Origin of the sequence: Paenibacillus sp. CFBP13512, from assembly GCF_005233705.1 — a bacterium.
GTDB classification, from domain to species: Bacteria; Bacillota; Bacilli; order Paenibacillales; family Paenibacillaceae; genus Saccharibacillus; species Saccharibacillus nuruki.
In genome coordinates this window covers 25,178-40,266 of record NZ_QGAD01000017.1, presented here as the reverse complement: position 1 = coordinate 40,266, position 15,089 = coordinate 25,178, and the positions used below count along the sequence as shown (strand labels likewise).

Sequence of the window (15,089 nt, the reverse complement as noted above, 5' to 3'; positions counted from 1 at the left end):
TCTCTATTCTACATAAAAAAAGAAGGCTATAACAGCCTTCTTTTTGGAAATACTTATGAATAAGCGCATTACAGTTTCAAATTACGGGGTCTTCGTGGTAGAAATCTGCTTTTCAACGCCTGAAATCGCTTTGTTGATCTGAACATCGTATTGTGGATCTTGGATATGCTCCACTAATGCTACTTCAAGTGCTGTTGCTGTTTTCTCATCAATCGCACCCGTTACTTTTAGCTTTTGCTTGGTCTGAAATGATTTCACTGCTGTTTCGGTATCACGGTCAAAATAACCATCTTTACGATCTACCGTGTAACCAAGACCATCTAACATAATTTGAGCACTCTTAATATCACTATTATTCATATCATATTTGAGTGTTTTCTCTTTGTTGATTGGAGTCACTGTAAAGTAATCCGGTGGAGCAATTTTAACATCTGGTTTGATTCCTTTTTTGTGAATCCAATCTCCATTTGGTGTTAACCATTTGGCAATCGTAATTTTAATTAGACTGCCATCGTTAAAGATATTATCCATACTCGTCTGAACGGTACCTTTACCATACGTCGTCTCACCGTATAAAGTCGCACCAGCAGATTGCTTCAAGGCACCTGCTAGAATCTCAGAAGCACTTGCGCTACCACCATTCGTCACTACAGCAATCGGATATTTAACACCTTTACCTTTGGACTTGGTCTCATCACGTTTACCTGCTTTGTCTTCGACCTGTACAATCAATTTTCCATTCGGAACAAATTGTTCAGCCATATCAATTACAACAGATAGAACGCCGCCTGGATTGTTACGAACATCAATCACAAGACCTTTCATACCTTCGCCTTCAAGCTTTTTCACTTCAGCATCAAAACGTTCGGCTGTATTCATTGAGAACTGCGTTACAGTGATTACGCCGATTTTGTCATCCGTCATTCTCGAAGTAACCGTCTCTACATCAATATCATCACGTACAATTTTGAAATCTAACGTATTTGAACTACCAGAACGTTTGATTTCAAGAGTAGCTGTTGTGCCTTTTTTACCACGAATCTTGTTAACCGCGTCATTCAAGTCTACGCCCGCTAACGATTCGCCATTAATCGATACAATAATGTCTTTAGGACGTAATCCTGCTTTTTCCGCAGGCGACCCTTTGATTGGAGAAACAATCACTACATTACCATCTTCTTGCGACACTTCTGCACCAATTCCAGTAAATGATCCTGCAATCGATTCGGAAAATTGAGTCGCTGTCTCAGGAGCCATATAACTGGAATAAGGATCACCTAATGCTTCCATCATTCCATTGATCGCACCATCTACTAGCTTGTTGCTATCTACATCTTGATAATAATTACTTTCAATCAATTTGGCAGCTGTACTTAATTTACTTTGCTGTTGGTCGCTTAGACCACCACCGCTAAGGGCTGCGAGCAATCCTTGTCCGTTGACAGCGTTACGAGCGATTCCTGGCAGACTAGTAAAAGCCAGTGTAAGCACGCTACTCAGCACCATCATGGCAATCACAAGTAGTGCTACGGTGCGTTTTCTCATCATGTGTTACCGCCTCTCTGAGCTTAACGCTATTACAGATAACCCATCGGATCGACAGGTGTATTATTCACACGTACTTCAAAGTGACAGTGAGGACCTGTAGAGTTTCCTGTAGAACCTACTTCTGCAATCTTCTGTCCCTGACTCACTGTAGCCCCTACAGAAACAGCTATACCGCCATCACGAATATGTCCGTATAATGTTTTAATTCCATTTCCATGATCAATAATCACAGTATTACCGTATCCATTTTGCCATTGAGCGACAACGACTGTACCGCCTTGAGCGGCATGAATATCAGTTCCTTGAGGAGCTGCAAAATCAACACCTGTGTGCATTTTGTATACCCCTTGAATCGGGTGATTACGGTATCCGAATGGAGAAGAAATACGTGCGCCATTTACAGGTAGACCCATACTACCATTACCGCTACCTTGATACCCACCTGTACTTGGTGGTGTATAGCTTCCACCTCCACCGGATGATGGTGGATTGTTCGCTGCTGCTTCTGCTCTGGCTTGAGCTTCAGCTGCTGCACGAGCCGCCGCTGCTGCTCTTTCTTGTGCTTCTAGTGCTGTTTTCTCTTGATACAGAGAAGCACGTTTATCAGCTAGATCCCACAACGCTTGTTCTTGCTCGGACGTGATATCGTCTGCATTTTCAATCTGTGTATTGTATTTAGAAATAAGTACTTGTTTTTCGCTTTCTTTGGCATCTAATTCGCCTTTACGCTCTGCTTTTTCAGCATATAGACTTTTCGCTTTTGCATACGAAGCAGTCAATTTTTTTTGCGTTACGATTACGAATTGTTTGTCTTTCTCATGTTGAGCCAAAATGTCCTGATCTTGATCTACAATCATACGTAATGAATCGGCACGTTCTACAAAATCAGAAAAATTGGTTGATGCCATTAACACATCCATATAAGAGATTAATCCATCGGTATACATCATACGTACACGAGTATCAATCATACCTTCACGAGCATGAATACGTTCTTTGGTTTCAGCCAGATCTTTTTTCGCTTGACGCAGACCTGATTCGGTTTGTGAAATATCACTAGAAACGCGAGCCAACTGACTGCTCACTTCATTGATCGCTTGCAATACTTTACCTAGATCTTTTTGTGTTCTAGCTTTCAGTACTTGCGATTTTTTCTTTTGAGCAGCAGCTTTTTTCTTCTGTTGGGCTGCTTCCTGTGCTTTTTTCTCCACAGCATTTAATTGACTTTGGATATCACTAACCGATTTGGCGGCGTGTACGTGTTGTGGTTGTATCACAGAGACTGCCAATAAAATAACAGCCATAACTGATGCGACTTTTTTCAACTTTTTCTCCCCATCCTTTTACCGTTTGTAGGTTTTTGAAACAGTCGTTTTCCGGCGTTCAGCACTTGCATCAAGTATGATTATCGGCAATATTTTGCAGATATCTTAGCTTTTTTTGCATATTCACGAAAATAATTTATTTTATACTTTAAGGAAGCGACGAATCGAGAGTGTACTACCCCATATTCCGATCAATACTCCAAGTCCAAGCAATAGACTGCCTAATAATGGCCAGATCTGCTGTAACGGAATCAAAGTGATCACAGACGCTATTCCAAATGATCGAACAGAAGCGGCTACCAATTGCTGATATCCGATAAATAGAATACCGATTGTTACCAGTGAACCAATACCGCCTAATAGTGCACCTTCAATAAAGAACGGCCAACGGATAAATTGATTCGTGGCTCCAACAAGCTTCATAATACTAATTTCACGACGACGTGCAAGTATAGTGACTCGAATTGTATTGGCAATCAAGAACATCGCCATCAGTCCAAGCGCAGCGACTAAGATCAGACCAATATTACGAATCAATGCAGTAACTTTGAATAACGTCTGTACAGTGTCTCCACCATAACGAACTTTGAGAATAGGTTTCTCAGGATGTTCTGTATTCAGTGCTTCAATCTTCTGAGCGACAAAAGGAACAGTTGTTGGTTCTATCACTTGGATACGTAAAGCATCAGGTAATGGATTGTTATCTTGTGCATATCCTTGTAAAAAGGACTCTCCACCTTCACCCAGACGATCACGTAATTCTTTCAATCCTTGTGCTTTGGGAACAAAAGTGACCGTGCTTACTTCTGTCATTGCACTGATTTCTTGTTGTAGTTCTTGTCGTAACGACTGATCTACGTTGAGTTCTAGAAAGACATTAATTTCAACTTCACTGTCTGCCTGATCAGCTAGTTGATTCACATTTAATACTAACAAAATAAATACACCCAAAATAAACAGAGACACAATAATGGAAGTAATGGATGCGATCGACATCCATCCATTGCGGAATACGCTTCTAAAACCTTCCCGCAAGTGTCGCAAGAAGGTATTAAAATTCATAACCGTACTCCCCTCTAATCTGATCTCTGACGATCATGCCGTCTTCAATCGCTAATACACGACGACGCATCGAATTCACAATATCTCTATTATGAGTTGCCATAATAATTGTTGTACCACGGAAATTAATCTCATCTAGCAATTGCATAATGCCATATGACGTCTCAGGATCAAGGTTACCTGTCGGTTCATCCGCAATAATAACAGCTGGATTATTGACGATTGCGCGTGCAATAGCAATCCGCTGTTGCTCACCACCGGACATTTGTTCAGGGTAACGCCCTGCTTTACTTTGAAGTCCTACTAGATCCAATACTTCCATTACTCTTTTTTTCATTAATTTTCTCGGCGTTTCAATAACTTCCATTGCAAAAGCAACATTATCGTACGCTGTTAACTTCGGAAGCAAACGAAAATCTTGAAAAATAACTCCGATATTACGACGTAATAATGGAATCTTACGTTGTTTTAATTTGCCCAAATTGAATCCATTTACTGAAATTTGACCTTTAGTTGGTGTTTCTTCACGATACATTAGCTTCATAAAGGTAGACTTACCCGCACCCGAAGGACCGACCACATATACAAATTCGTTGCGATCAATCTTCACAGAGATCCCTTGTAGAGCATGTGCTCCATTCGGATAAGTTTTCCATACGTCCTGCATTTCTATCAAATCATCACTTCCTAATAACAAGATCATTCATCTGTACACTGTTCATGTGGCAAGATGAAGTCTGAATTCTTTTATTCGGTACTACTATTCTTCACATTTCAACAACACTAAGTATAGGTAGGTTGGTTCTTATCAAGTAAACCAATATACGATGAGGTACTTTGTACAGAATGTATCAAAACACCATATGTTTGAAAGACTGATTCAATAATCTCTATTGTAACAAATTCGTTACCATTTGAGTACTATAATAACTCGAAAATCACTCAGTAATCAAAAAAGCCTGAAATCAGCATCATGCTGAAATCAGACTTTCTTCTGCTAACGACCTTAAAAAGCGTCTATATTTAAAAAACATACTGTAACATCACTTTTGATTAGGCTTGTTGGTTTGTAGAGCACGTTCTTTACCCATACACGAAACAGCGATTAATGCCCCGATTGCGGGTAGAACTGCCCACATAAATGTACCGGCGATCGAACTGGTCAAAGCCACTTGAATCATCTCAATAACTTGGGCAGGTAGATTGGCTTTGATATCATCCGATAATAAGGCACGTGGATCTAACTGTGTCAGATCAAGTCCCGGAGGTAATGAACTTCCACTACCACTTTGATCGACACCTGCTTGCAATTGATTGCTAAGGATACTGCGCTGAATCAATCCAAATATGGTTACACCCAGTGCCATCCCTAGTGAACGAACAAATGTTAACGTAGAGGTTGCAGCTCCACGTTGGCGGAAATCAAAGTTCTGAATCCCACTGATATTAAGTACAGAGAATGAGAAGCCAATACCGAATCCTGCTGTAGCTAGATATAGATACAATAATAGTGCAGGGGTCTCCGGTGTAATCCGGCTTAACAGTGCCATGCCTAATACAAATAAAAATCCAGAAATCATCATAATACGACGGAAGGTTAATTTGTTAACCAGTATGCCGCCAAGCATCGCAGCAATTACTGATCCGATCGTCATTGGCATCAAAGTCAGCCCTGAATTGACTGCTGTTCCACCGCTAACCCCTTGAATATAGATCGGAATATATAGAGCGACTGTAATAAACGCAGCTCCATAGAAGAAAGCCGCTAATGTACTACTAGTAAACAGACGATCTTTGAACATTGGAAATGAAATAATAGGTTCTGCTGCTTTCTTTTCCGCAAAAATAAAAGCGATCAGTAAGATCACAAAGCTCACAAATAATCCTAAGATCACGCCTGAATTCCACGGATACGTATCTCCGCCTAATTCTAGAGCGAACATTAATGAAACGACAGCACCAATAAGCAGACCTGCGCCCCACCAATCGATTTTTTGCTTCGAACGTTCCATCGATTCATGATAAAAGACCATAATCAATAGAAATGAAATAATACCAAACGGAACATTGATATAAAACACCCAGCGCCAATTCATATACTGAGTAATATAAGCGCCTAATAATGGACCAAACAAACTGGACATTCCGAATACAGCACCCAGCAAGCCTGTCATTTTACCACGCTTTTCCGGTGGAAACGTATCGAACACAATTGTAAAAGCGATCGGTACAAGTGCACCGCCACCTATTCCTTGAATCGCTCGATAAATACTAAGTTGTACAATCGAATCGGCTGTCCCACATAAAATAGAACCGAGCATAAACACAACAACACCAAAAATAAAAAATCGCTTACGACCATACATATCCGAAAGCTTGCCGAAAATAGGGGTTCCTGCGAGAGAAGCAACCAAATAAGCTGAAGTTACCCAGACAAATTGATCAAACCCTCCAAGGTCGCCTACAATTGTAGCAATCGCTGTGGCCACAATCGTATTATCTATCGCTGCAATAAAAATACCGAGCAACAATCCTGCGACGATCCAGCCTGTTTTCGAAGCTCCTTTGCTTTTTTCAGCAACAGATGCCGACATATACTCACTCCTTTTTCGTAATCATAACATGATCCTTCTGAGAAGCATCTGTTTGTTACTGACCCATTGGTCACAATGGAATGAGTATAGCATATTATTGAATTGAAGACGACAAACGCCTATTTACAAAGTAACTCCGCTTTTAAATATCGCCAATTCACGGAACTTATTTTTTTCATTATTGACCCAGCGTCCACTGGCGACTTCGATAATATACTCGATAAAATCACGCAATCCATCTTCCATCGTTACACCTTCTACTAAAGTGCCCGCATTATAATCAATCCAATGTGGTTTATTAGCAAATAAAGGTGAATTGGTTGATACTTTCATAGTGGGTACAAACGAACCGAAAGGCGTACCCCGTCCTGTGGTGAAAATGACCAACTGACAACCTGCTGCTGCTAATGCAGATGAAGCCACTAGATCGTTACCCGGTGCACTCAGCAGATTTAATCCGCGTGTCTGTAATCGTTCTCCATATAATAGAACATCTTGTACAGGAGAAATGCCTGATTTTTGCGTACAACCCAGTGATTTATCTTCTAATGTAGTAATCCCACCTGCTTTATTACCCGGAGACGGATTCTCATATACAGGCTGTTTGTAATCCATAAAATACTGCTTGAAGTCATTGATTAGATGAACAATTTTGCCAAATACCTGTTCATCTGCTGCACGCTCCATTAAGATCTGTTCAGCACCAAACATTTCCGGTACTTCTGTTAATACTGTGGTTCCACCCTGTGCCGCCATATAATCAGACAGTTGACCTAATAGGGGGTTAGCTGTAATCCCTGATAATCCGTCAGAACCACCACATTTAAGTCCGATTTTGAGATCAGCTAACGGTATTTCTTCCCGATGGTCACCTTGTACATGTTCAAAGATTTCTTTAAGCAATTGCACACCTGCTTCGACTTCATCAGATACCATTTGCGAGACAAGGAATTTGACCCGTTGTTCATCATGTTCACCGATCGCAAGCTTAAATTGATCCATTTCATTATTTTCACAGCCAAGCCCAAGTACCAGTACACCGCCTACATTTGGATGCTTGACCGCATCAGCCAAAATCGTACGTGTATATTGATGATCATCTCCAAGCTGAGAACAACCGTAACTGTGCTTAAGCACCAATGTATTTTCAAAAGGAGCGATATCGCCTACTTCACGCTCGAACTCACTTAAGATCAATTCAGCAATTCCATTGACACAGCCCACTGTAGGTACGATCCATAGCTCATTACGGATACCCACATCTCCATTGCTACGTCGATACCCTTGAAATGTACGATTTTCGAGCGTATATGGATTGAATAATGTTTTGGGATCATAATGATATTCTTCAATACCAGTCAAATTGGTTTTGGCATTATGAGTATGAATATGACTACCGACGGCAATCGGCTGAATCGCATGTCCAATTGGATAGCCGTATTTGATAATATGTTGATGGATTTCTATCGGTTGTAGTGCAATCTTATGTCCTCTTGCAATATCTTCAGTTAACGTAATTGATTGTGCCGTAGCTGTTGTGGTATCTAGTGTAATCACTTCACCTTGCTGATAATCACGTAGCGCCACAGCCACATTATCTTGCGGATGAATCTGTATATATTCCAACATGATTCGGTATGCCTCCTTATAAAAGGTCTCTTTATCGTAAATAATGCTTATAGTAGATTACACAGTAGGTGTTACCGATGGAGCCATCAACTCTTGCACAGCAACAACCATTCCTTGGTGTTGAATATGGTACAAATCAATCGTCACTTGTTCAGTTAAGCCTGCATAAGAATTTAAGTTCATTCCCCAGAATGAAACTTCACCGAGTACAGCAGTCACCAACTGATACAGGCTTGATTGACTGTTATCACAGTTTTTCCATAGTTCAGCTAATTGTTGTAACACAGCTTCATCATCATTTAACAAGATACGTTCTCCGCTACGATCGCCTTTATAGAAAGCAATCAAAGCCGCAAGCGAAAATACTAATTTGGCTGGTAATTGATGTTGTTGTTCGATATAAGAAGTGAGCGTAGGTAGATCACGGGTTTTGAATTTGGAAATACTATTAAGTGAAATACTCATTAGAAAATGCTCTACATATGGATTGCGGAAACGTTCCATCACAGCAGCAGCGAATTGCTCTAACTCATCAGCAGGCAGATCCAAAGTCGGTATAATCTCATCCTGAATAAGAGACTGGACAAAAGCACCTGTGATCGGATGTTCTACTGCTTCTGCTACTGTATTGAGACCATATAGATACGCAACAGGAGTCATTGCGGTATGAGCGCCATTCAAGATACGTACTTTACGAGTGCGATAAGGCGCCATATCTGACACCACTTTGATATGCAAATGAGCTTGAGCAAAAGGTAATTCTTGTTCGATCCATGCGGGGCCTTCAATCACAAGCAAGTGAAATGGTTCACCTACTACAACAAACTGATCTTCATATCCAAGCTCAGCTGTAATCTCAGGCATACGCTGTTTAGGATAACCCGGTACAATTCGATCCACCAGAGTGCTACAAAATGTATTCGCTTGATGTACCCACGCACCAAATTCAGGCTCCAAGTTCCACAACTCTGCATATTGCAAAATAATTCGTTTCAACTCATCTCCGTTATGATCAATCAACTCACAAGGAAGAATAATAAACCCTTTGCTCTCTTCTCCATGAAAATGACGGAAACGGCGATACAATAATGATGTTAATTTACCAGGATAACTTTGCTGTGGACGATCTGCTAATTGATCTGTGCTGTTAAAAGCAATGCCAGCTTCAGTCGTATTGGAAATAATCCAACGCAATTCAGGTTGATACGCCAAAGCTTCATACTGTTCATAATGCTCATAAGGATTGATTCCGCGTGTGACGCACTCGATTACTTCATGAGTTCGAGAAGGTTGTCCTTCTTGAATCCCTTCGAGATACACCGTATATAATCCATCTTGTTCATTCAGTCGTTCAGCCATCCCTGTAGCTAGTGGTTGTACGATGACCACTCCTGCATCAAAGTTCGCTTTTTGGTTCATCTGATGAATCTGCCAATCGGTAAATGCTCGCAAAAAATTGCCTTCCCCAAATTGCAGTACTTTTTCAGTATAGGTTGAAGCTGGATAAGTGGTTCGGTTAAGTGCTGGCATGATCATATCCTCCTGATCTTTATTTTAAAATAGGAATAGCTAACTTATGTTCTGGATACTATTTGTGTTCTTATCAATAATTATAATTTTATGCACACGTTAACAAAGTGAATTAGATCACAATCTTATCATTTATTAAAAAGAGAATTCCTGCGCATAGTAGTAAGCTCTGGAATCCTCAATCTATAACGGTCTTATTTAGCAATTTGAACGATTGGTGGCTTCAATAAATCACTCTGAATAAACAGCTGTTGATTTACGCTGAATCAATTCAGTTTCAACAAAGATCAATTCTTGTTGTGTTTCTTTTTCACGAATCTGTTCTAATATTTTCTCTGCCCCGCGTGCACTGATGTCTTCGATCGGACGCTTCACTGTCGTTAATGCAGGATTAGTATACATGGAGAAATTAATATCATCAAACCCGACAATCGACAGGTCTTGTGGCACTTTGAGCCCTTGTTCAAATGCGGCATTCATCGCACCTATCGCCATATCATCATTGGAGCAAAATACAGCGGTTGGTGGTGTTGATAAAGCTAGCAATTGTTGCATCGCTTGATAACCACTTTCTGTATCATACTCTCCGCCTACAATATATTGGGATGGGATCGATAATCCATTTTCCTCCATCGCTTGAACAAATCCTAATCGGCGTTGTTCTGTAGACTTAAAGCTTTTGATCCCTTCGATAATAGCAATCTGTGTATGCCCTTGCTCAATCAGAAATTGTCCAGCATGATAAGATCCTTCTTTATCATTGGAGACAATATTGACTAGATTCGCACCGGGTAGAAGACGATTCAGCACCACAATCGGAATTTCTTGCTCTAATGCATGATGGATAAAATCATTATCCGCTTCACTTTGACTCATCAAAATAATGCCATCAAACCGTTTACGATGAATCGAACTGTAATCTAGATAATCATCAATGCCACGTACAAATAAATTGTATTCGATCCCGATTACACGATTAACCCCGCGAATCGTAGCGGCAAAAAAGCTACTACTGGTACCATTTGAAATACTGGTAAAAAACAAACCTATCGTATGCGAACGCTGTAATACCAGACTTTTAGCATTATAATTTGGAATATAATTCACTTCTTGCGCAATCTGCATAATTTTACGTTTGGTGACTTCTTTAATAAGCGGACTATTATTCAGTGCACGAGAAACGGTTGTATGAGAAACATTCGCTAGCTTGGCGATATCTTTGATAGTGGCTGCCATATGCATACCTTCCTTTATTCCAGCTTGTTCGATTCATCGACTCGGAGGAATCATATGACTCCTCTTCTCCTAAGAATAACATATTATGTTCCACTCACCATAATACGGACGGTTGCTGAGCGCTATGCGATTGTTCTCATTCTTTCTACTCTAATGGTTGATGACGCAATTGTAGTTCTTCAACGATTTGTTCATGCTTTTTATCTGTTAATTTGTACATTAATCCGATAATCAACATGGCAATAGCCAGAGCAATCGCTGGATACAGACACAATAACGCTTTGATCCCGATCTGAGTGCCGACCGTCTGTACCACATTCGGTACATAACCAACAACAGCTAGACCTACACCTGATAAGAAACCGGATAACGATTGTGCTAATTTACGAGAAAAGTTAAATAATGAATAGGTCGTTCCTTCTTTACGTTCACCTGATGTCCATTCGCCATAATCAATAATATCAGATACAAAAGCCCATGTGACACCGTTAGGGATACTAATACCGATAAATGCAATACTGGCTAAGATTGTGAAAATATACACATTCGATGGTGCAATAAAGTTGATCGTATCTGCAACCACACTAATTCCAAGTCCGATCATCGCTGTTTTGCGTTTACCGAATCTTTTCACCAATTTAGGTAAAAACAAGACGCCGATAAATGAAGACCCGATAATAATAAAGTTCATATACGCCATCAGTTCTACATTACCTAAATTATACTGTGCAAAATAAATCAACATCGCTGATTTGATATTGTACGCTGAAATCGTGAATACAGTCATTAAAACCAGTACTAATAGCGGTTTGTTACTGACAAATGTTTTGACCACACTGCCGACCGATAATTTTTCAGAAGGAGCGGCTTGACTGATAATCCGTTCTTTCGTTCCGCGAAAACACACAATAAAAGCAAGCACACCGATGATAGACATAATCCCCATCACCACAGGGAAACCTACAGATGGATTAGCGAAATGCACAATTAAAGGCATTACGATTACACTTGTTACAAATAAAGCTCCAAGTGAACCGGCTTGACGGAATGACGATAACGATGCCCGTTCAATCGTATTCTGAGTAATCGATGCACCCAGTGAACCGTAAGGAATATTTACAAATGAATACCCAATCCCCCAGATCATATAAGAAGCATACGCATAAATTAATTTACCTGTTACTGATAGATTAGGTGAGATAAACGTAAACACTGTCAGGATCGCAAGAATAAGACTTCCGTAGATCAGATAGGGTCTAAATTTACCGTTCTTTCCGATATTTTTGCGATAATCAATCGAAGAACCAACAATCGGATCACAGATCGCTGCAAATAATTTACTGACTAGAAATATACCTGCTGCTGCAATCGCTGGAATCCCTGCTACATCTGTAAAAAACTTTAACAGATACAATTGCCCCAGATCAAACATAAATCCGTTCCCAAAGTCCCCCATACCGTACGAAATCTTTTCTTTCAAACTGATCTTGCCGTCAATCACATTTTCTTCCGCTTTGACCCCTTTTAATGTAGCAACTCCCATGTGACACACCCCTTGATTTGATAAAATCAACCGCTTACAATATCGACAATCATGCGATACTTTTTTGAGCATTTCTACGTTTCTTGCTGCTTGAATGGATTGGATAAGGCATTATTTATTTTGTGAAATTAATCACATAATACTCAGAAGTAAATATCGCTTTGACTGCATCTGTTAGAACATCACTGTCTCCATACTCTATGTTCTATATCAGCCAAAGCGATACTTCTACCTGATTACTGTACAGAAACGACTGCTGGGAAATTAAAATATTGCTCTGCATTGGTATAACAAATGCCTTCTACAATACCGCTTAACAATTCCATATCATCAGGTGCTTCCCCTTGTTCTACCCATGTACCTAACAGATCACACAACAGACGGCGGAAATATTCATGACGGGTATATGATAAAAAGCTACGTGAGTCGGTCAACATCCCTACAAAACGAGCTAACACACCCATATTGGCTAACAATTTCATCTGCTCATGCATACCATCACGATGATCGTTGTACCACCACGCTGTACCGAACTGAATTTTACCAGCGATACCACCGCTCTGGAAGCTACCTGCTGCACTTGCTAGAACAGGATAATCATTCGGATTGAGTGAGTACAAAATCGTTTTCGGTAAGGCTCCTGCTGATTCCATAGCATCTAATAGTGACACTAACGGCTTCGCAATCAATCCATCATTTACAGAATCATAACCGGTATCCGGTCCTAATTTGTTGAACATCGATGTGCTATTGTTACGTAACGCATGAATATGGAACTGCATCGCCCAATCTAGCTCTGCATACAATTGACTCAAAAATACAAGTGTATACGATTTGTGCTTCGCTTCTTCTTCACTACTCACTTGTCCTTGCTCTAACGCTTTGGCAAAAATCTGATTGACTTCTGCTTGAGTTGCCTCTGCAAAAACAACCGTATCCAGCGCATGATCGGATACTCGTCCTCCTGCGGCATGGAAAAAGCGAACTCTTTGCTCAAGCGCTTTCAAAAAGTCGTCATAGGTACGAATCTCTGATCCATAGACACCCACTAATTGTTCTAACCACGGACGGAATGTAGCACGATTAATCTCTAATGCTTTGTCTGGTCGAAAGCTTGGCAAGACAGCTGTCGAGAAACCGTTCAGCTCACGAATCTGTACATGATAACCAAGATCATCGACAGGATCATCTGTCGTACACACGACAGTTACTTTCGACTTGGTAATCAGATCGCGCGCTCCGAATCCTTCACCCTGTAGTTGTTCATTTACTTTTTGCCAGACTTGCGGAGCTGTCTTTTCACTTAATAATTCGTCTACTCCGAAAAAGCGTTGTAATTCGAGATGTGTCCAGTGATACAGTGGATTACCGATCAATTGCGGTACGGTTCTTGCCCACGCCAGAAATTTATCATAATCATCGGCATCGCCTGTAATATATTTTTCTTCGATTCCATTAGCACGCATCACGCGCCATTTGTAATGATCTCCATATAACCATGCTTCTGTAATATTTTTAAACGTTTTGTTCTCCAAAATTTCTTGTGGACTCAAATGACAATGGTAATCAATAATCGGCATATCTTTTGCTACTTGGTGGTACAGTTGGATCGCTGTATCACTATGTAGCATAAAGTTTTGATCCAAAAATTTAACAGTCATTGTATTCCTTCCTTTCCTTGATTCAGCTGTGTTTACTCACTTTGTTAACGTGAACATTTACAGTCTTATTGTATCTCTTTTTGCAGAATACGCAATAGGATTTCGCTATTTTTATTGTTACAGTTATATGAACTAAGAAGTGCTGTTATTGTAACAGATATCATAGCAAATTCATATTCTAGGCATAGAGTCATACAATCACAGCAGATCCTTGCGATATAATGATCATAATCCCAAAGATGGAGGTACTACTACATATGTCTATCCCAATCGAAGCTCCCAAAATTCCGCAACAGTTAGAGCAGTTAAAGGAACCTTTATACTCTTTGCAAGCCAAAGACGAGTTTAGTCGTGTCAAAATACAACAATTCACGATCGATCGTCAGGAAGCGCAACGGGTATCTTTTGAGAAAACGATATTTGAAAAAGTAGATATCATCGAGTCCCATTTAGCTGAAATCGAACTGACCGATGTGATATTTGATCAATGTGATCTTTCGAATATTCCATTTCCTCATTCGTTTGTTCATCGTACAGAATTTCGGCAGTGCAAATTAATCGGTACTGATTTTGCTCAAAGTCGCTTGCAAAATGTTCGCTTTATCGACTGTGTCGCTGATTACTCTGTATTTCGCTTTTCTAATTTCAAAAATGTCTCTTTCGAACATTGCTCATTGATCGGGGCGGATTACTGCTCTTCTACCTTCAAATCTGTTATGTTCGATCATTGTCAGTTAGACACCGCTATGATGTCAGGCACTTCGTTACAGGAAGTGGATCTCAGTACCTGTGATTTTACAAGCTTACAGATTGAAATTGAAGATTTGCGAGGATGTATCATTTCGCCGTATCAAGCTTCTTCATTTGTTGGACTGATGGGACTTGTCATCAAATCTTAATACACAAAAAGGACAACCTTATTATCATGGTTGTCCTTTTTGTTGAATCAGTTTAGCTTATT

General features: G+C 40.2%; 11 protein-coding genes. 1 reads left to right on the top strand and 10 read right to left on the bottom strand.

Annotated elements, in window-relative coordinates; genetic code table 11:
• Window positions 1–81: 81 nt before the first annotated feature.
• The 10 genes from PaeCFBP13512_RS19205 to uxaC form a co-directional block, all read right to left on the bottom strand.
• On the bottom strand, window positions 82–1,548 hold the full coding sequence (locus tag PaeCFBP13512_RS19205) for a S41 family peptidase (RefSeq protein ID WP_137225390.1): 1,467 nt from the start codon (window positions 1,546–1,548) through the stop codon (window positions 82–84).
• A 29-nt stretch (window positions 1,549–1,577) separates the two neighbouring features.
• The gene (locus PaeCFBP13512_RS19200) at window positions 1,578–2,873 is read right to left on the bottom strand and encodes a murein hydrolase activator EnvC family protein (protein WP_069328513.1); all 1,296 of its coding nucleotides are present in this window, start codon (window positions 2,871–2,873) and stop codon (window positions 1,578–1,580) included.
• Between the two features lie 141 nt (window positions 2,874–3,014).
• Window positions 3,015–3,935, bottom strand: a complete 921-nt coding sequence (ftsX, locus tag PaeCFBP13512_RS19195; RefSeq protein ID WP_069328514.1) for a permease-like cell division protein FtsX — start codon at window positions 3,933–3,935, stop codon at window positions 3,015–3,017.
• Window positions 3,925–4,611: a cell division ATP-binding protein FtsE gene (gene ftsE / locus PaeCFBP13512_RS19190; protein ID WP_069328515.1), complete on the bottom strand. Its 687-nt coding sequence runs from the start codon at window positions 4,609–4,611 to the stop codon at window positions 3,925–3,927. The genes ftsX and ftsE overlap by 11 nt, the downstream gene beginning before the upstream one ends.
• 367 nt (window positions 4,612–4,978) lie before the next feature.
• Window positions 4,979–6,529, bottom strand: a complete 1,551-nt coding sequence (locus PaeCFBP13512_RS19185; RefSeq protein WP_069328516.1) for an MDR family MFS transporter — start codon at window positions 6,527–6,529, stop codon at window positions 4,979–4,981.
• Window positions 6,530–6,652: 123 nt separating this feature from the next.
• Window positions 6,653–8,158 carry a UxaA family hydrolase gene (locus tag PaeCFBP13512_RS19180; protein ID WP_069328517.1) on the bottom strand — a complete coding sequence of 502 codons (1,506 nt, stop codon included), beginning with the start codon at window positions 8,156–8,158 and terminating at the stop codon, window positions 6,653–6,655.
• Between the two features lie 57 nt (window positions 8,159–8,215).
• A complete protein-coding gene (locus PaeCFBP13512_RS19175; RefSeq protein ID WP_137225388.1) occupies window positions 8,216–9,688 on the bottom strand; it encodes a tagaturonate reductase in 1,473 nt (490 codons plus the stop codon).
• Window positions 9,689–9,919: 231 nt separating this feature from the next.
• Window positions 9,920–10,924, bottom strand: a complete 1,005-nt coding sequence (locus tag PaeCFBP13512_RS19170; protein ID WP_137225386.1) for a LacI family DNA-binding transcriptional regulator — start codon at window positions 10,922–10,924, stop codon at window positions 9,920–9,922.
• 145 nt (window positions 10,925–11,069) lie between these two features.
• The gene (locus PaeCFBP13512_RS19165) at window positions 11,070–12,467 is read right to left on the bottom strand and encodes an MFS transporter (RefSeq protein WP_137225384.1); all 1,398 of its coding nucleotides are present in this window, start codon (window positions 12,465–12,467) and stop codon (window positions 11,070–11,072) included.
• A 236-nt stretch (window positions 12,468–12,703) separates the two neighbouring features.
• On the bottom strand, window positions 12,704–14,128 hold the full coding sequence (gene uxaC, locus PaeCFBP13512_RS19160) for a glucuronate isomerase (protein WP_137225382.1): 1,425 nt from the start codon (window positions 14,126–14,128) through the stop codon (window positions 12,704–12,706).
• A 257-nt stretch (window positions 14,129–14,385) separates the two neighbouring features.
• On the opposite strand from uxaC, the gene PaeCFBP13512_RS19155 reads away from it, so the two are divergent.
• Window positions 14,386–15,027, top strand: coding sequence for a pentapeptide repeat-containing protein (locus PaeCFBP13512_RS19155; protein ID WP_137225380.1), 642 nt, complete (start codon window positions 14,386–14,388; stop codon window positions 15,025–15,027).
• Window positions 15,028–15,089 lie beyond the last annotated feature (62 nt).